Source organism: Lactobacillus sp. ESL0237 (genome assembly GCF_003692985.1).
Classification (GTDB): Bacteria; Bacillota; Bacilli; order Lactobacillales; family Lactobacillaceae; genus Lactobacillus; species Lactobacillus bombicola.
On the sequence record NZ_REHE01000010.1, the window covers coordinates 357,643 to 375,609 of the forward strand.

The window sequence follows — 17,967 nt, forward strand, 5'->3', positions numbered from 1 at the left end:
AGAAATTATGCAAAAATTTGATTCCACACAGTTAACCGCATATTTTGTCTGTGGAACACAAGACCTGCCCGCAAACAAAAGTCTACCAGAATTAGTAGAAGAAGCTCTCAAAGCTGGCATTACTGCTTATCAATTCCGTGATAAGGGTCCTAAATCAACTTTGAAACAAAGTGACCGCTTATCAATGGCTGAAGAACTACATCAGCTTTGTCAAAAATATGATGTGCCATTTTTTATCGATGACGATGTTGCTTTAGCCAAAAAAGTTCACGCTGAAGGAATCCATATTGGTCAAGATGATGAAGATATTGCCCAGGTAATAAATGAAGTAGCCGGCCAGATGATTGTGGGCTACTCGTGTTCTACTATGACAGAAATTGCCAAAGGCGACCTTATTGCTGGCATTGATTATTATGGCAGTGGTCCAATTTTTACCACACAATCAAAAGACGATGCTGATCCAGAAATAGGTCTTACTGGTTTAGCTAAACTAGTCAAGCGCACTCGTAGACCAATCGTTGCAATTGGTGGCATTAAGGTTACAGATTTACCAGCAATTGCCCAAACTAATGTAGCTGGCGCAGCGGTCATTTCAATGATTTCCCAAAGTAAAGATATTAAAAAAACGGTTGCAGCAATGCTTACCACCAATTGGCAGCGACAATAAGAACAGTTAGCTTCTTCCTCGTTATTTAAAGTCTTAGCTAACTTCAAAAAAGGCAGTACTATCTTCAGTACTGTCTTTTTTACTTCTTTAAATATACTTCATAAGAGTAGTCTTTACTTTGCTTCAAATTTTTTCAATACTAGGAGGTTTTTAATACGGCTAGGTGCATTGTTACGGCTCTTTTAAATATAATTAATCGAAATTGAGACAAATCTACTTGATCCTCGCAGAATTACCGTTGGACCATTGCCTTTTGCTGTACCATTAATTTCTACTTCACCCAAAATAGTAGCTAAATTGTCCTTAAGTTGCCATGACAATGGCAAGTAGATTGCAACCTCACTCATTAAAGCATTGACATTAATTATCACCGTATCGCCAGCCGGTTTAGCAGAATCTAGATAAACACTAGTTGTACCCATTGTTGAATTAATAGTGACCGTTTCTAAGTTTTGTGAATGAACGTAGCGCGAAATTTCCGATAATTTTTGGTTAATCACGATATGACGTTCATCATTTTCACTGTTGTCATCACCAAAATCACTTTTGGTAGAGGTGAATTCGCCCTCCGTCCAACCTCTGCTTTGACGCTTATTGAAAAAATAAGATGTGTGATAGTGATGCCAGCTTTTTGCAAAAATCAAATGTAATCCCGCATACACTAAACAAGTTGCTAAAAGTAACGTCCACGGAACAATACTAGTGATGTGTAGTGGTTCAGCATAAACAATCAATAAAAAGGCGACTGAAAATACTGTACCAAACAAATTATGATTAACGAGGCTATTGATTAAGCTTACTGCAAAAATTACTGTCCAAAAAATAGTGGCCAAGCCTAAATGAAAAGATAAAAGCTGTAATTGATTAAGAATTAAGAAAACGGCTGCTGCCACTAAACCAATGCCCCACAAAATTTCTTTAATCTTTTGTTTTCTCATGATAAGGACCTTCTCTCATTTAATTTATCACTCAAATTATGATAATAACGGCGCGAAACGTAAACAACTTTGTAAGAATCTCGAAAATGTACTTGGCAATTAGAAATTGATCTAGTCAATGCATAAACCTGTTTTAAATTTAAAATAGTCGATTTAGAAACACGCATAAACTGCCAGCTAAGCAATTTCTCTAATTCATATAATTTATAATTAACGCTAAAAGAATTACCTTTTGTATGCGCAACTACTTGACGACCTTCCGTTTCCAAAAAGAGAATATCATCTAAATTTAAATAGTATGTCAGCTCATTTTTGTAACATTCTAGTTGATTGGGTCGTTCGCTTAGTTCTTGCAGTTGCCGATAGATTTCTTCTACTTCGGCTGTTAATTCTGGTGCCTGAATAGTAACCATTGTTTCAGCAGTATCCGCATTCAAATCAATTTTAACTTTCAAAACTCTCACCTACCTCTCAATTGGTAATTTTAATTAAACCCTAATTTAAACGTAAAAGCCAGCAACATGGTGCAAGTGGTTCCTTTATCTAAGTAAGCGGTCAATTTTAATAAGTAAATATCATAGTTAGAATTTTTTCACAAGTAATTGAAAAGATTCTGCCAAGAAAGATAACCCGCTAATAATTAACCATTTTGTTTTTTAAAAAATCGTTCTAATTCTTTGCCATACTCAGGCATACCCAATAAAGAAAAATTCTCAATTGCTATTTGGCAAATTTTCAAATACTCGTTTTTAGATTCGTAATGATACTTAACCATATTTTTAAGTAGTAAAATAACATTTTTATAAAAAAACAATTCAGGTTTAGTATCGATTTGATCTGCAGCTATAATTAAAAAGTGTGTTGCATCATATTCATTCTCTTCAATACACTGAATTAATAAATTACCAATAACAGTTAGAACCATTGCCAACGTCTTCACATCATTGGATCCTTGGAATTGCTTAATTATCCTTCTAGTAATTAACATATTACTTTCAAGATCATAGAACATCATAAAATTGCAATACAGCACTAACTTAGACTTATCAAAATTAGGTCTACTAAATATTTCATCTTTTAGAGCCTTTTTTTCTGTATCATTTAAATCTTCATTATTTACATTAGCAATATAAGCATCCAGATAAAGTAAGTCAGTCTCCTTATTTGGCAAATCACTTTTATCAACAAATTTTTTTAACTTCACCAATTCGTTTTTTGAATTCCGATAATAGGCATCGTTAATCACCGTCATTAATTCACGTTCTTGATTATATTTTGATTGTTTAGAATTATTTAGTTCACCAAAAAAATCAAGTAAAGAGACAGAATTATAACTCAGTAAACTTATTAAATCTTCTGCAGAAATACGATGAATATCTTTTTCTACCTTAGAGTAATAGGAAGGACTTACAATATCCCCAATCCACTCTCGTTGAGTTTTTTCTTTATTCAGTCGAAATTTTCTTAATAAGCTACCAATAGTCATAATTTTCTCCATTCCTGTTACTTGCAATACTATATTTTTAATTTTTATTACGCCTGAATTTATTTTTCCCAATCAGTATTAATATTATATTTGTTCGGATTCACTTGCCTCTTTCTTAATTTAGCCTAAAAATTTCGAATACGACATTTTTATATTTGAAATTATAGCCTATTTATAATAAAAATATCATCAAATTAAGAAATGAGAGGCAAATATTATGAACATCTTTTTAAAGAATAAAAACTATAGAAAATTTACTCTTGCCAGCTGGTTATCTGGTGCAGGCAACATCCTTTTCTACCTGGCCCTCATGACTTATGCCAGTAAGTTAAAAAATTATTCCTTGGCCCTATCTTTGATTGCTATTACCGAGTCACTACCAGACTTAATTCAAAGTCTCAGTGGTTACCTGGCGGATCGGACGCACAATAAATACCGCATAATTGTCTGGCTTGCAATCTTTCGCTTTGCTTTGTACATACTGGTGGCCCTGCTCTTTGTCACCAATATTGTAGGCTGGAACCTAGTTTTAATGGTTATCGGGCTCAACTTTGTATCTGATCTATCCGGCATGTACTCTAGCGGTTTACAAACGCCTCTAATCGTTGGCCTCGTCGGTAAAAATGAAATGGCCGAAGCCCAGGGTTTTACAGGCGGCGTATCACAACTAATTACACTAGTCGCCCAGTTTGTCGGTTCCGGGCTCCTGCTCTTCATGTCATATTCAGAACTAGCCGTGGTCAATGCCCTAACTTTTTTAGCAGCCGGCTTACTCTATGCCAACATTAGTGCAAATGTTCGCAAGCAGCAGCCTGACCAGAAAGAAGAGGTCAATGACCAAAGCTTTTTTGCCACGATTGGTTCATCACTCAAGCAAGTACGGCAAGCCCACGGACTCTTAACAATTGTTTTAGTTGTAGCTATGCTTAATGGTTTGCTCAGCTCTGTTGAGCCATTAATTTCAATCGTTATTGCCGGCAATAAAAGCATGCTTATCGGCAGCTATAGTTTTACCATCGCAATTTTAGGTGCTACTGCTGCAATCGGTTTGGCTCTTGGCAGTGCAGTTGGCACCAAGCTACTTAAAAGTACTTCACTTTTTCAGTTATCTTTATTATCTACCGTTAACAGTGCTATTATGGCCATTGCAATTCTAAATAAGAGCATCATAGCTTGCCTTATCTTAATGACCACTCTTGGCTTCTTAGCTGGTACGAGCAGTCCTAAGTTAATGCAATGGTTGGTTATCTCCGTAGATCGCAAAATTTTAGCTTCTTCAGCAGGTCTTTTAAACACCATCTTAGCAATTGCTGGTCCATTAATGACTACCTTATTTACCTCTATTGCCGGTGTAATCAACGTTACCTACGCCTTATACGGTGTTTTAGCTCTTAGTGTCATAGTTTTCATTGTTACTCTAATCGTAATGACAAAAGTTAACTAATACATAACTTAAAAATATATTTTTAAACAAATAAAAAGCGAGTTCTTAATACACTCGCCTTTAATATATTTAGCTTTAATACGGTACAAAAACTTAACTAGAAATTGACTTATTGGCTTACATTTATTTAAATCCAATTAGCTGTATCCTACCCATTTTTTAATTTTATTAATTAAAGCAGGATAATTTGCATGAGTAAAATCCGATACATCAAAAACTAAAGTTTTTCCCAATTTAAATTTGGCATAACCCCGTTGATCATTAAATTTTGTAAATTCAGCTTTTGTTTTTTGAATATCCATTTTTGTTCGATCAGATAAAGTATCACCCTTATGATAATGATTCATTATAAATCCTAGTGGGCGTTCTGGATCTAGATCACGTTCTTTTTGTCGCTGATATAAAATATCTAAATCACAAATAAGAGTAATTGTTATTATTTGAAATTTATACTTATCAGCCAAAATTTTTAAAGTATCATATTGCCGATAAGAAAAAGGGTAATCTGCAATAATCGATTGCCCTTTTTGCATTGATTTTTCAATACTTTGATAAAAAAGGGTATATGCTAAATTATCTAAGTTAGTTTTTTCCTTAATATTGTCAAACCCATTTTCTTCATAAAGCTTTTCTTTAAAAAAATCTATTGAAGTTTTATTAAAAAAATCAGGAATTTCTTTACAAATTATATTTCCTAAATAAGATTTCCCTGTACCTGGACTACCTGCCAGTAGCAACATTGTCTGTTTCAAAAAAGTCTCCTTATTTTGCATTCATAAATAAGCTAAGCTTATGTTTAATAATCTTTTTTACCTCTTCATTACATGGAATAATATTGTTACGGAGCGAATTATTAACTTCTGTTCCACCAAATTTTTCTTTAGCTGTTTCAGTCCATGCAACCAATAATTCTGTACCAACATTAAACTTGCGAACACCATTTTCAGTTAAGCGGTGGTAATCTTCTTCCTTAACACCCGTTCCGCCATGGATTACCATTGGTTTGTCAAGTTTATCATGCAATGTTTCGATTAAAGGAAAATTCAATTTTGTCTTTGATTGGAATTGTCCATGGTGTGTACCAACTCCAACAGCCAAAGCATCAACATCACACTCTTTTAAAAACTTAAGTGCATCTTCTGGTCGAGTGTAGCTACCTTCTTCAACAGTATACCCTTCTTCGGTACCACCAATTGTACCAATTTCACCTTCAACCGATACACCACGATGATGTGCATATTCAACTACTCGTTTAGTTTTTTCAATATTTTCCTTAAGTGGGAGTGCTGAACCGTCAAACATCACTGAACTATAACCTGCTGCAATAGCCTCCTCAATATCTTTGATATTACGGGCATGATCCAGATGAAGAACTACATCAACTGCCTGTTTTTCTGCCATACTCTTACAGACAGCAACAAAGTTCGCCATTCCTTCTGTATTGGCTGTACTGACCGAAGTTTGAATAATAATTGGCACACCTACTTCATGAGCAGCTTCAATCATTGCTGGCATCATTTCAAGATTATGTGCATTAAATGCACCAACTGTAAAATTTAATTCTTGTGCTTCTTTTAATACTTCATTTAAAGTTTTATAAGTCATCTTTATCCTCTTATAATTAATCAAATATTTTATTACCTTGAACGCATTATTTTCTTTGATAATGCCGTTAATTCATCACTTTTATTCAACCATTTTTGAATTTCTTCATTATCTTTTTTATAAGCTGCTACTTTGCGCTTTTCATCGTATAGGCTCAGCAAGCCGTCAAAAGCTGGGCCAAAATCTTCATTACATTTTAAGCTATCTTCATAAGCTTTAATTGCTGAATCAATATTATTTAGTTTTTGATAATTTTGACCTAGTTCTGTTAATAAATCAGCATTTTGTTTATTTGAATCTGGTGAAGCTGTTTTTGCCGTACTTATTTGACTAGACAGTTGTTTTATTTTAGCCTCAATTTTTTGCCTTTCTTCCTCAGAAAGATTTACTTCATTTTTTTGTTCTTCTGTTTTAGTGTTATGCACTAAATCATTCGCTTTAAAAATTTTTGACCAAAACGACATTTTTAGTTACCCCCATTAATTAGCCAAATACGTGAAATGCAGGAGTAATTACCCAAAGATACAGTAATGCCGCAACAATCGTATCCACATCTGTTGCTGTTGCATTAACAAAGCCAAATGAAGATAGAGCTCCTACTAATAAAGCTGGCAGAAGCGTGATAAATAAGCCATGAACAATTCCACCAATAATAGCTCCTCGCTTCCCACCTACTGCATTACCAAAAATACCAGCAGTACCACCTGCAAAGAAGTTTGTAGTCATTCCTGGTAAGATTACGGCTAATCCTGCTAGAGGTGATAAAAACATACCAATTACAGTACCAATTGTAGTAGTAATAAAACCGATAATTACTGCATTAGGTGAATATGGAAACAGTACTGGACAATCTAAAGCCGGAATTGAATTGGGTACAATTTTCATTGCAATGCCACGAAATGCTGGTACAATTTCACCTAACATCAGTCGAACACCAGATAGCATTACATATACGCCTACAGTAAATTGAATTGCTTGCAAAAAGGCATAAATAATATAGTTGACTCCCCCGGCTACTCCACCCGCAGCTTTAAGTGACCAATACGGGCCTGCAAAAGCCGCTGTAATAACATACAATGGAATCATTACAACCATGATTGAAAGCGAATTGTCTTGTAAAAATGACATACTTTTAGGTAATTTGACATGCTCCCAGGAATCAGTTCTTTCCTTAATATTTGTAACTTGCTGATCAACTTTACGATCTCTAACTAGCCAAGCAACGCCGGCTTCTACCAAATAACCGATTGTACAAAAATGACCTAAAGCAACAGAGTTATTACCTGTAATTTTGCGCACAATTGGTTGCGCTAAAGCTGGCATTGCTATTGCAAAAACTCCACCAACAATGCTACCGATTAATATTAACGGGAACCCTTTTAACCCCGCAAAATGACCACCAATTACTGTCATCGTTGCCATCCAGAGTAAAGCCTGTCCTGTTAAAAACACATATTTCCATTTGGTAAAGCGAGCGATTAAAATATTAACTATAAAAATTCCTAAAAGAGTCAAGGCAATACTATTACCAAGTCCCAACTTATTCATTGCCTGACCATTAATTGCTTCAATACTGGGAACTATTCCCTTAGTATGAAAGCCATAATGGAAGATTACCGCAAAATAAGCTAAGCTTTGTTGAATTATTGCCGATCCAGCAGATAAAACTTCAAATCCTAGTAGGGTCTTTAAAGTTCCGCTAATCACTGCGCCTAATTGTTTTCCTTGTAAAATCAATCCTAGCATTGCAATTAAAGAAATCAAAATTGCAGCCTGTGTTAGGATATTATCAATTATCCATTGAATAACGGTCATTTTTCTCACTCCTTAGTTACTTATTTTCCTGCCATTTGCTTTACAATCGGCAATACTTTTTTCTTAATTTCTTCTTTATCAACAATGTTATCTAAATAAACAATTTGCGTATGTGGATCAATTTGTGTATTGTCAAATTGAGACTTAAAATTACTTGCAGAAACAATTACATCAGCATTTAAAGAGGGTGCAGCTGATATTGAATCATGATTTGAATTGACATCAATCCCCGCTTCTTTAAAGGCATCATCTGCTTCCATTTGACAAGCTAAACTTGAACCTAATCCATTTCCACAAATAAAGAAAACACTTGGAACTTTGGCCATAATTGTTACCTCCCTGGTTATTTTGTTACTCCTAATAAAGTTTCTTTAAAACTTTGCTTATCATTCTTATCAAATAATTCTTCAATTTTATTTGGTTTATTAATTAAATTCACAATTGCTTTTAAAATATTTAAATGCGAATAACTATCAATTGCTGATAATACAAAAACTATCTTTACCGGATCATTAACTTCATTGCCAAAATCGATTGGTTTTTCCAACGATGCAACACTAACATCTAATTTTGAAACTCCATCTTCTGGTCTAGCATGAGCCAATGCAATTCCTGGGCCAATAACAATATAGGGTCCAAATTTTTCAACCGATTCTTCCATTGCAGCAATATATTGATAACTAATAGAATGGCTATTTAAAAGAGGCTGACTAGTCTTTTCGATTGCTTCACGCCAATTAATAGCTTTAATATGGATTTGTATTTTTTCTTCAGTTAGTAAGTCTTGTAGCATCGGCTTCACCTCACTTTCTTTTATTTTAATTTGATACTTTGCAAGTATATTAATCAATTGATCCACTGTCTGTGCCGAAACATCGTGTTGGCTTTGTGACTCAATTAAAGAAATAATGTCTTTGATTAAATTACCAGTAGAATTATTATTCTGTCTCAGCAAAGACGTGTGTTGCTTAATATTCCTTTGAACCAGGAACTTCTTTAACTCTTGGTAATCATGTTGACTAGGTAGTGGCGGCATTTTAAAACTAGGCACAGAATTAGTCGGCTCATCAATGGTTTTAACAACAAAATCAATATTCAACTTTTTGAGTGAATTAATATCTTGTAGCCCTAAAACTGCAACCACCTCAACATTCATATTTCTAACAATATTAGCCGCCAGTAATTGACCAGTAGCCTCACCATAATTGCATAGAACGGCAATATAATAAAAATCCTGGTCCTTACTCTTTTCTTCATAATATGTGCTGAAATATACCGTAATGTAAGCCTTTTCGCCTTCTGAAACACTTTTGTTATAGTTAGTTCTAAAAAAATTAGCCACATCTTGATAAATCATGGAATAACTTGTTTTTAACATCTCTGTCAGTGGATTGAAAATTTCAATGTGATTGTCTTGCCTTTGCAAGAACGCAGAAATGTGATAGTTTAATTGTTCATATAGTTGTTCCGACTCATTGTAATTTATGTTTTCCACATCGCTCATGTAATCGATTATACGTAATGTGAGTAATTCTGATTCATTCCATTTATCAAGGCGGACTTCCTTTTCCCCCAAAAAGGTTTTAAGTAGAAAAACCATATAACTTAATTCATTTTTAGGAACAATTAAGTTAAACTTTTTTTGCAAATATTCGAGAGATTGCAAAAACTTTGTATCCTTTACTTCCCAGTTAAAAGCTTGACTATCATCTATATATTGCTTTTCTTGCACACGCTTAATCCAAATTGTCATTAAAATAGAAATTTCTGCTTCTCTTGCGGATACGCCTTCATAGCGACCACCATGTATTAATTGCTTAGCAACTTGGTTAGTTTCGCGCAAAATTTGCAGGTTTAAATAGCCTGCTATAATCTGATAACTATCACTTCCCTCAATGTTACTTTCTTTAGTTAGTTTTGAAATATCAATATTTTCAATAACTAATTGTTGAATCATTGTTCTAATATTTCTTTCGGCGCCTTCAATTTTAGCTCCTTGCTGTGTGCTTATAGTCAAGGAATATTGGGCAAGAAATTCTCTGACTTGTCTCATATCCTTGTCCATCGTACTTTTACTGACATGCAACTTCTCTTGCTCTTCATATATTTTTACCTGCTGCGGCGCCTTAAGAAAACTAACAATGATGTCCAACTGCCGTTTTTTGGGATCTAAAAATGGATCAGTGCCAATTTCTAAATGATGGAATAAATACTCTTTTTCTTTGGAATCAAGGTTAAAATATAGCTGACCACGCTTATTAGAAATTAGGGGGATTGCCAATTTACTTAGATACTGATTAATTTCATCAACATCATTTCTGATAGTTCTAGCTGAAACCTTTAAGACATGACTCAATTTATTAATTGCTAAATATTCTGTATCAAGCAGTTTACTTATTACTAATAACTGTCGGTCTTTCATATTCCTCACCTCAATTTTCATAATACGTCAGCGCTTACATTAAAAAAAGGGTTTATTAGTTCCACTTTAATTGGAAATTTTTGACACGTTGCACTTATTTTTTCCTAAAATTAATGAAATAATAAATACTTATACAAAAATGGATTCCTAAATTTAATAATTTAGGAATCCATTTAATATTTTTAGTTATCGTCTAATAGCTACAGCAAATAAACTAAGTTAAGGTACTTGTTTAGTTAATTACTATTTATCCAGTCCCAGCTTTTGAAAAATTTCATCGACATGACGTAAATGATAATGATAATCAAACGCATCGTTCACGTCTTCTTGTGAAAGATAATTCATAATTTGACTATCTTCAACTAGCTTTTTAAATGAAAGACCTTTATCCCAAGACTTAGCCGTCAATTTTTGCACCATGTCATAAGCTGTTTCACGTGATAATCCTGCTTCATCAATTAATTTAAGTAATAATCTTTGAGAATATATCAAGCCATAAGTTTTATCCATATTCTGACGCATAGTGTTGGGAAAAACATCCAGGTTAGTTAAGATACGATTGAATCTAGTTAGCATATAGTCAATGCCACTTGTTGCATCAGGTAAAATAATTCGCTCAGCACTAGAATGGGAGATATCACGTTCATGCCAAAGAGCAACATCTTCGTAAGCAGTAAGCATTTGCCCTCTTAAAACTCGAGCCATCCCACATAGATTTTCTGAACCAATCGGATTACGTTTATGTGGCATCGCCGAAGACCCCTTTTGACCAGCACGAAAATGTTCTTCAACTTCATGAATTTCTGATCTTTGTAAACCGCGTATTTCCGTGGCCCAATTTTCAATACTAGTTGCAATCAAGGCCAACGTTGCAATATATTCTGCATGTAAGTCACGTGGTAAAATTTGGCTTGTAATTGGTTGCTGCGTCAAATCTAACTGTTTTAAAACACTGGTCTCAACCGCAGGTAAAACATTAGCAAAAGTACCAACTGCACCAGAAATTTTCCCCGATTCAACGCCATGGGCAGCATGTTCAAAACGTTCAATATCTCGGTTAATTTCAGCATACCACCGTGCTAATTTTAAACCAAAAGTTGTCGGCTCAGCCTGAACCCCATGAGTCCGTCCCATTTCAACTGTATTTTTATATTTAATAGCTTTTTGGGCAATTGTTTGCCGTAACAGCAGTAAATCTTGCCGAATCAATTCATCAGCTTGTTTTAAAAGGTAACCTTGAGCCGTATCTACTACATCAGTAGAGGTCAGCCCATAATGGACCCACTTTTTTTCTGGTCCAAGACTCTCGGAAACTGCCCGCGTAAAGGCAACCACATCATGATGAGTAACTTGTTCCAATTCATGCACTCGTTCAACAGTAAAATTAGCATTTTGAGCAATTTTAGTTGCCTCATTTTTAGGTATCGTACCAACTTCACTCCATGCATTAGTAGCAGCAATTTCTACCTTTAACCAGGCTGCATACTTGTTTTTAGTTGACCAAATTTTACCCATTTCTGGGCGTGTATAACGTTCTAACATAATTTATTTTTCCCAAGGATTTTGTAAAACAATAGTTTGTTCCCGCTCTGGTCCGATCGAGACTGTTACTAAAGGAACCCCCACCACTTCTGTTATCCGTTGCAAAAATTTTTGGGCATTTTCTGGCAAATCTTGCCAAGTTTTGACGTTGGTAATATCTTCTTGCCATGCTGGTAGCTCTTCATAAACTGGCTTGCAGCGCGCCAGTTCTTTTAAGCTTGCTGGATAATAGTCAATTTGCTTGCCATCCAATTCATATGCAATAGCAATCTTAACTTTATCAAAGCCACTAAAAATATCTAATAAGTTCAAACTTAAGGCATTAATGCCCGCAACTCGCTTTGCATGACGCAAGGCAACTGCATCAAACCAGCCAATACGGCGTGGTCGACCAGTAACTGTACCATATTCATGCGCCGTTTCGCGAATACGATCACCAGTCTGGTCAAATAATTCGGTAGGAAATGGACCGGCTCCGACTCTTGTAGTGTAAGCCTTACATACACCAATTACGGTATCTAAACGATTAGCACCAACACCAATGCCACTAGTTAAACCACCTGAAATTGTATTTGAAGATGTTACAAAAGGATAGGTCCCTTCATCAAGATCAAGCATAATTCCTTGTGCTCCTTCAAAAAGGACTTTTTCATTTTGATCAAGTGCTTGATTGACTAAAACTGAGGTGTCAGTTACATATTTTTTAATTTTTTGTCCATATTCATAATAAGTAGCAAAAATATCATCAAAGTTAAGTTCTGGCTTGTGATAAATTTGCGTAAATAAGGCGTTCTTTTCCTTTAAATTAGCACTTAATTTTGTGGCAAAAGTAGCTTTTTCAAGTAAATCACAGACGCGAATTCCAATTCTAGAAGCCTTATCCATATAGGCTGGACCAATTCCATTTTTAGTTGTACCAATTTTATTGGCTCCTTTTGATTCTTCTTGGTATTCATCTTGCTTAATATGATAGGGCATAATGACATGTGCACGGTTAGAAATTCGCAGTTTACCAGTATCAATGCCATTTTCAGTTAAATTTTCTAATTCTGCTAATAAAACTTCTGGATTAATAACTACCCCATTACCAATAATGGCTCCTTTATCTGCTGCAAAAATTCCGGACGGGAGTAAACGCATTTTAAAAGACTTATCATTAATTTCGATTGTATGTCCTGCATTATTGCCACCATTGGAACGAACTGCATATGAAGCTTCTTTACTTAGAAAATCCGTAATTTTCCCTTTTCCTTCATCGCCCCATTGACTACCAACTACTGCAATTGCTGTCATTTTTATCCACCTCATACAAAAATATACCAATATAACATGAATAGTTTAGCAATTTACTTTATGATAGTCAAATAAAAATACGAATTATTATAGATTATTCATTATAAATAGTTCGATTTTTAATTGACAAAATTAAATAAATTTATTATAGTTGCTTTGGTTAATAGATATTTATTTAGGAGCATATTTTTTATGAGTAATTATTTTAGCATAGAAGCCTTTGATTATGATGATATTCAGTTAGTACCAAATAAAGGAATCATCAAAAGTCGTCACGATGCTGATACTAGTGTTAAATTTGGAAACCGAACATTTAAAATACCAGTGGTTCCAGCAAATATGGAAAGTGTGATTAATGAAGATTTAGCAATCTGGCTCGCTAAAAATAACTACTATTATGTAATGCATCGCTTTCAACCAGAAAAGCGGCTTAGCTTTATTGAAATGATGCATCACATGGGCTTATTTGCATCTATTTCCGTGGGTATCAAAAAAGAAGAATATTCTTTTATTGATCAATTAGCTGAAAAAGATATTATCCCTGAATACATTACTATCGATGTCGCACATGGACATTCTAATTTTGTAATTGAAATGATTAAGTACATTAAAGCCAAATTACCAGATACCTTTTTGACTGCTGGTAATATTGCCACGCCTGAAGCTGTACGTGAACTAGAAAATGCTGGTGCTGATGCCACCAAAGTTGGCGTTGGACCTGGTCGAGCCTGTATCACCAAACTAAAGACTGGATTTGGAACTGGCGGTTGGCAACTAGCAGCGCTTAGAATGTGTAGTAAAGTTGCCAGCAAGCCAATCATTGCTGACGGCGGTATTCGTTATAATGGTGATATTGCCAAATCAATCCGCTTTGGCGCAACAATGGTCATGATTGGTTCAATGCTTGCTGGTCATGAAGAATCACCGGGCAATGTTATTAAAATTAATGGTAAAACATACAAACAATATTGGGGATCAGCTTCTGAAGTTCAAAAGGGCACTTATCGTAACGTTGAAGGTAAGCAAATGCTAGTTCCGTTTCGCGGATCAATTACTAATACCTTGAAGGAAATGCAAGAAGATTTACAGTCCGCGATTTCTTATGCAGGTGGCAACAATCTTAATTCCATTAGATTAGTCGATTACGTTATTGTAAAAAATACAATTTTAAATGGCGATAAATAACTCTCAAAATATTTTTTTGATAAACTTTTATTTTAATGTGGTAATATAAAAAAAATTCCGTTAAAATAATATTTATCTCAGTATTGTTAGGTAGTCAGTACTGAGATTTTTTTTGCAGTTTTTAATTAAAATCTATAAATAACAACGTAGCAATAAAACTACCCTGCCAAAATTATACTTATATATGTTATTGTTTTCATTAAATTCATTTGCTAAAATATACACAACAAGTTTAAGTATAGAAAGATTTGACAGATATGAAAACTACAAAAAAAGCTTTAGAATTTTTAGCTGTTAATTTTATTTTTTTATTAACAATTGGATTAGTTGGCTTTACCCCGAAAGTAACTGCAGCTACCAAAAGTGACGTCAAGGCAAATGTAGCCAAAAAAGAAAATAAATATATAACTGATGAGCAAATTAAGAAGATATTTGATATACTAAAACCTTCATATGGTAAATATTTTGACGATTCAAAAACTAATAAGCAATCGAATAAAACTACCCCTTCTAAGTCAAAGAAAAATAAAACACCTAATAAAAAGCCAAAGCAAAATAACAATGCTACTACCTTTATGGACTTTCTTTCTACTAATAATTCACTGACTGCCGCCCAAAAAGCAGCTGCTAAAACAGCTGCTACTCTGCTCAGAACTGGTAAATTAGGTAATAAATCAGCTCCTGTTTGGTTTAAAACTTACGTTGACTTGAATAGCGCAAAAGATGCTACCAGCATTAGTAACATTCAGGCTACCCTTAAAAATTTGAGCAATGTTAATAAAGTACGCGCTCAGCTTAAAGAAAAACAATTAAGAATTTCGCCCATTTTAACCGCACTTTCAATGATTGATGCAGATTATCAAAAGCGTGGCACCTTAACTGAACCACAATATTATGAATATACGAATAATTTAGAAAACTTAGCTAGTGGAACTGATCCCGTCAAAAAATGGCTAAGTGAACAAGCTAATTGGAAAGCAAATGTCACTAAAACACCAAGCTTAGCACCTTACGAATTTTCTCCTAACTGGAAGAACAATAAATATGGATATGCCGTTTATGGCGCTAATGGTTATAAAGAGTCAGGGCATTATTTAAACTTAGTGAACAAGAATCATTGTATCATGGGCATGGCGCATATGATTCCAAACGGTAAGGGATATGTCGATGTTTTTAATGCTGCAGATACCGGAACCTCAAGTTCTTTAAAAGTTAGTGAGTATAAAAAATTAATCACTGAATGGCTACATAAGTAATTAAAAAAGCATTCATTTTAAAAATGAACGCTTTTTTAATACCATTTTTAGCTATATATTAGGGACTCTTACTAAATTTTTACGTACTAAACATTCCGCGATTTCAACTGTATTAGTCGCAGCTCCTCTTAATAAATTGTCGGCTACGACCCACATATGAAAAGCACCCAAGTTTTCCTGATCTGCTCGAATCCGACCAACGAAGGTCTCCCTCTTACCTGCAATCTGCAATGGTTGCGGATAAAGTTGTTTTTTAAAATCATCCTGTAAAATTAGCCCAGCTGTTTTTTGAATTTCAGCTTGGATTTCCTTAACCGTCACCTGTTTATCTTGCAGTATAAAATAAACCGCCTCGCCATGACCAATTTCTACTGGAACTCGAACACAAGTAGCCGTTACTTTAATTTGATTCGAATCTTGGTCATTAAACAAAATTTTTTTAGTTTCATGAATCATTTTCCATTCTTCATGAGTATAGCCATCAGCTTCAAAAATATCGATTTGGGGCAAAAGATTAAAAGCTAACGGATAGTGCTTCTTAGCTGCTGAAGTAGGTAAAATAGCCGCTGCCACCTGCTGGTTGTCTAGCCTAGCTTGGGCCTGCCCCAGCATTTCATCCCAAGCTTTTTTACCTGCTCCTGATACTGCTTGATAGGTTGAAACTACAATCTGCTTGATACCCCAACGTCTATGAAGCGGATATAATGCAGCAGCCATTTGAATAGTAGAGCAGTTAGGATTGGCAACAATTCCTTGATGCTGGGCTAATTGCTGGTCATTGACACCTGGAATTACTAACGGGACGTTTTCTGCCATCCGAAAAGCACTAGTATTATCTACACAAACTGCTCCCCGTTTGACTGCTTCGGGTAATAATTTTTTCGAAATTGCTCCACCAGCAGATGATAAAACTATGTCAACGCCAGTAAAAGAATCTGGTTGCGCCTGCTCCACTACTATTTCTTGGTTCTTAAATTTTAGCCTTTTACCAACCGACTTTTTCGAAGCAAGTAACTTAACTTGTTTAATTGGGATATTTGCTTGAGCTAATTCTTTGATCAAGCGTTGGCCAACGGCACCAGTAGCCCCCAGAATTGCCACTACATACTCTTTCATTCTAATTCTCCTTAACTAAAAAATTTTGGATACGTAACATCGCAAGTTGTAACTCAGTCTCACTAGCTGCATAAGAAAAGCGAATGTACCCTTGACCTCCAACGCCAAAAGCACTACCAGGAGTACCACCAACTTTAGCTTGATCAGCTAAGTCCAAGGCAAATCTTAAATCATCTTTGCCGTACCGCTCAGGAATTTTCACAAAAACATAAAACGTACCTTCATTAGCTATTGTTTTTAAGCCCATTTTATTAAGACTTGATCGCACGTAGTCACGCCTGTGGCGATAAATTTCTCTTGCTATTACCGGATCCTGATCGCCATGTTCTAAGGCTTCAGTTGCTGCTGCTTGGGCTGGATTAGACGGTGCAGTTACCATAAAAGCATGCATTTTAGCAACTAAATTAATTATTTTTTTAGGCCCTGCTAGATAGCCAATCCGATAGCCAGTCATTGCATGTGATTTAGACAGACCATTAATTATTAAAGTACGTTCAGGCAAATAGCGAGCAATAGAAACATGTTGAAAATCATAAGTCAGTTCACTATAAATTTCATCAGCAATCACATAAAGATGGTAACGGGCAATGATTTTTGCTAAGCCTTTTAATTGTTCCTTTGAATATGTCCTTCCAGTTGGATTAGTTGGGTAATTCAATAAAATCGCTTTAGCCTGTGGATATTGTTGTAAAGTCTGTTCTAAAAGACTAGGAGTTAAAACAAAATCACTAGTCGCTGTATTAATCGGTATTAAATGAGCCTTAGTATATTTAATTAAGGGAAAATATAGTGCATATGATGGCGTAGGAACAATAATTTCATCTCCTGGTTGAAATAAAGATAGCATACTAGCTGCTATTGCTTCGGTAGCACCAACAGTGACAATAATTTCACTATTACAATCATAAATTAAGTTCTGTTTGCGCTTTAGGTAATTACTAATCGCTTGCCGCAACTCTAATGTACCTTTTTGCGCTGAATAATGGGAATCGTTAGTAATAATACTTTTAATTGCCGCTTGTTTAACATGTTCAGGTGTATCTAAATCTGGTTCACCTAAAGTTAACTTAATTAAATCAGGAATATCATTAATCTTTTGGGCAAATGCGCGAATACCCGACGGGGGAATTTTTTCAAGTGGCGTATTAATAATTTCAGCTAAATCAGCAGCTAATTGAGGCATTTTTTCTCCTTCTAT

17 protein-coding genes are annotated in these 17,967 nt (G+C 34.9%); 4 read left to right on the forward strand and 13 right to left on the reverse strand.

Annotation, left to right across the window (positions count from 1 at the left end; translation table 11 throughout):
* The first annotated feature begins 4 nt into the window (after positions 1–4).
* Entirely contained in the window at positions 5–667 is a 663-nt protein-coding gene (gene thiE / locus F5ESL0237_RS07040) for a thiamine phosphate synthase (protein WP_122025079.1), read from the forward strand.
* Between the two features lie 182 nt (positions 668–849).
* Here the strand turns inward: thiE and F5ESL0237_RS07045 are convergent, their stop codons facing one another.
* From F5ESL0237_RS07045 to F5ESL0237_RS07055, 3 genes are all read right to left on the reverse strand, one after another.
* Positions 850–1,605, reverse strand: a complete 756-nt coding sequence (locus F5ESL0237_RS07045; RefSeq protein ID WP_122022308.1) for a hypothetical protein — start codon at positions 1,603–1,605, stop codon at positions 850–852.
* A complete protein-coding gene (locus tag F5ESL0237_RS07050; protein WP_090092622.1) occupies positions 1,602–2,060 on the reverse strand; it encodes a LytTR family DNA-binding domain-containing protein in 459 nt (152 codons plus the stop codon). Before F5ESL0237_RS07050 ends, F5ESL0237_RS07045 begins: the two co-directional genes overlap by 4 nt.
* A 185-nt stretch (positions 2,061–2,245) precedes the next feature.
* Positions 2,246–3,091 carry a helix-turn-helix domain-containing protein gene (locus tag F5ESL0237_RS07055; RefSeq protein WP_158593165.1) on the reverse strand — a complete coding sequence of 282 codons (846 nt, stop codon included), beginning with the start codon at positions 3,089–3,091 and terminating at the stop codon, positions 2,246–2,248.
* A gap of 217 nt (positions 3,092–3,308) precedes the next feature.
* On the opposite strand from F5ESL0237_RS07055, the gene F5ESL0237_RS07060 reads away from it, so the two are divergent.
* Complete coding sequence (locus F5ESL0237_RS07060; protein WP_122025013.1) at positions 3,309–4,535, forward strand: MFS transporter; 1,227 nt, start codon at positions 3,309–3,311, stop codon at positions 4,533–4,535.
* Positions 4,536–4,672: 137 nt separating this feature from the next.
* Here the strand turns inward: F5ESL0237_RS07060 and F5ESL0237_RS07065 are convergent, their stop codons facing one another.
* The 8 genes from F5ESL0237_RS07065 to F5ESL0237_RS07100 all read right to left on the reverse strand — a co-directional run bounded on the left by F5ESL0237_RS07065 (position 4,673) and on the right by F5ESL0237_RS07100 (position 13,212).
* On the reverse strand, positions 4,673–5,287 hold the full coding sequence (locus F5ESL0237_RS07065) for an AAA family ATPase (protein WP_158592435.1): 615 nt from the start codon (positions 5,285–5,287) through the stop codon (positions 4,673–4,675).
* Between the two features lie 10 nt (positions 5,288–5,297).
* Positions 5,298–6,140 carry a class II fructose-bisphosphate aldolase gene (locus F5ESL0237_RS07070; RefSeq protein ID WP_122025014.1) on the reverse strand — a complete coding sequence of 281 codons (843 nt, stop codon included), beginning with the start codon at positions 6,138–6,140 and terminating at the stop codon, positions 5,298–5,300.
* Positions 6,141–6,172: 32 nt separating this feature from the next.
* Entirely contained in the window at positions 6,173–6,604 is a 432-nt protein-coding gene (locus tag F5ESL0237_RS07075; protein ID WP_122022313.1) for a hypothetical protein, read from the reverse strand.
* A 19-nt stretch (positions 6,605–6,623) separates the two neighbouring features.
* On the reverse strand, positions 6,624–7,955 hold the full coding sequence (locus F5ESL0237_RS07080; RefSeq protein WP_118907109.1) for a PTS sugar transporter subunit IIC: 1,332 nt from the start codon (positions 7,953–7,955) through the stop codon (positions 6,624–6,626).
* A gap of 20 nt (positions 7,956–7,975) precedes the next feature.
* Positions 7,976–8,281 (reverse strand): PTS sugar transporter subunit IIB, encoded by a 306-nt coding sequence (locus F5ESL0237_RS07085; protein WP_122022314.1) that lies wholly within the window; start codon positions 8,279–8,281, stop codon positions 7,976–7,978.
* Between the two features lie 17 nt (positions 8,282–8,298).
* Positions 8,299–10,377, reverse strand: a complete 2,079-nt coding sequence (locus F5ESL0237_RS07090; RefSeq protein ID WP_158592436.1) for a PTS sugar transporter subunit IIA — start codon at positions 10,375–10,377, stop codon at positions 8,299–8,301.
* 243 nt (positions 10,378–10,620) lie between these two features.
* Positions 10,621–11,919, reverse strand: coding sequence for an adenylosuccinate lyase (gene purB, locus F5ESL0237_RS07095; protein WP_122022316.1), 1,299 nt, complete (start codon positions 11,917–11,919; stop codon positions 10,621–10,623).
* Between the two features lie 3 nt (positions 11,920–11,922).
* Positions 11,923–13,212 (reverse strand): adenylosuccinate synthase, encoded by a 1,290-nt coding sequence (locus F5ESL0237_RS07100; RefSeq protein ID WP_122025016.1) that lies wholly within the window; start codon positions 13,210–13,212, stop codon positions 11,923–11,925.
* Between the two features lie 192 nt (positions 13,213–13,404).
* On the opposite strand from F5ESL0237_RS07100, the gene F5ESL0237_RS07105 reads away from it, so the two are divergent.
* Positions 13,405–14,397, forward strand: a complete 993-nt coding sequence (locus tag F5ESL0237_RS07105) for a GMP reductase (protein ID WP_122025017.1) — start codon at positions 13,405–13,407, stop codon at positions 14,395–14,397.
* Between the two features lie 257 nt (positions 14,398–14,654).
* On the forward strand, positions 14,655–15,653 hold the full coding sequence (locus F5ESL0237_RS08540; RefSeq protein WP_233551962.1) for a CAP domain-containing protein: 999 nt from the start codon (positions 14,655–14,657) through the stop codon (positions 15,651–15,653).
* A 51-nt stretch (positions 15,654–15,704) separates the two neighbouring features.
* On the opposite strand, the gene F5ESL0237_RS07115 is transcribed toward F5ESL0237_RS08540, so the two are convergent.
* Positions 15,705–16,769, reverse strand: a complete 1,065-nt coding sequence (locus F5ESL0237_RS07115; RefSeq protein ID WP_122025018.1) for an aspartate-semialdehyde dehydrogenase — start codon at positions 16,767–16,769, stop codon at positions 15,705–15,707.
* Between the two features lies 1 nt (position 16,770).
* A complete protein-coding gene (locus F5ESL0237_RS07120) occupies positions 16,771–17,952 on the reverse strand; it encodes an aminotransferase class I/II-fold pyridoxal phosphate-dependent enzyme (protein WP_122025019.1) in 1,182 nt (393 codons plus the stop codon).
* Positions 17,953–17,967 lie beyond the last annotated feature (15 nt).

Excerpts from the sequence above, each read along its gene's own strand:
- F5ESL0237_RS07085 (WP_122022314.1), bottom strand. The coding sequence starts at position 8,281 with ATGGCCAAAGTTCCAAGTGTTTTCTTTATTTGTGGAAATGGATTAGGT.
- F5ESL0237_RS07070 (WP_122025014.1), bottom strand. The coding sequence starts at position 6,140 with ATGACTTATAAAACTTTAAATGAAGTATTAAAAGAAGCACAAGAATTA.
- F5ESL0237_RS07115 (WP_122025018.1), bottom strand. The coding sequence starts at position 16,769 with ATGAAAGAGTATGTAGTGGCAATTCTGGGGGCTACTGGTGCCGTTGGC.
- F5ESL0237_RS07045 (WP_122022308.1), bottom strand. The coding sequence starts at position 1,605 with ATGAGAAAACAAAAGATTAAAGAAATTTTGTGGGGCATTGGTTTAGTG.
- F5ESL0237_RS07060 (WP_122025013.1), top strand. The coding sequence starts at position 3,309 with ATGAACATCTTTTTAAAGAATAAAAACTATAGAAAATTTACTCTTGCC.
- F5ESL0237_RS07075 (WP_122022313.1), bottom strand. The coding sequence starts at position 6,604 with ATGTCGTTTTGGTCAAAAATTTTTAAAGCGAATGATTTAGTGCATAAC.
- F5ESL0237_RS08540 (WP_233551962.1), top strand. The coding sequence starts at position 14,655 with ATGAAAACTACAAAAAAAGCTTTAGAATTTTTAGCTGTTAATTTTATT.
- F5ESL0237_RS07120 (WP_122025019.1), bottom strand. The coding sequence starts at position 17,952 with ATGCCTCAATTAGCTGCTGATTTAGCTGAAATTATTAATACGCCACTT.
- F5ESL0237_RS07100 (WP_122025016.1), bottom strand. The coding sequence starts at position 13,212 with ATGACAGCAATTGCAGTAGTTGGTAGTCAATGGGGCGATGAAGGAAAA.
- F5ESL0237_RS07080 (WP_118907109.1), bottom strand. The coding sequence starts at position 7,955 with ATGACCGTTATTCAATGGATAATTGATAATATCCTAACACAGGCTGCA.
- purB (WP_122022316.1), bottom strand. The coding sequence starts at position 11,919 with ATGTTAGAACGTTATACACGCCCAGAAATGGGTAAAATTTGGTCAACT.
- F5ESL0237_RS07105 (WP_122025017.1), top strand. The coding sequence starts at position 13,405 with ATGAGTAATTATTTTAGCATAGAAGCCTTTGATTATGATGATATTCAG.
- F5ESL0237_RS07090 (WP_158592436.1), bottom strand. The coding sequence starts at position 10,377 with ATGAAAGACCGACAGTTATTAGTAATAAGTAAACTGCTTGATACAGAA.
- F5ESL0237_RS07055 (WP_158593165.1), bottom strand. The coding sequence starts at position 3,091 with ATGACTATTGGTAGCTTATTAAGAAAATTTCGACTGAATAAAGAAAAA.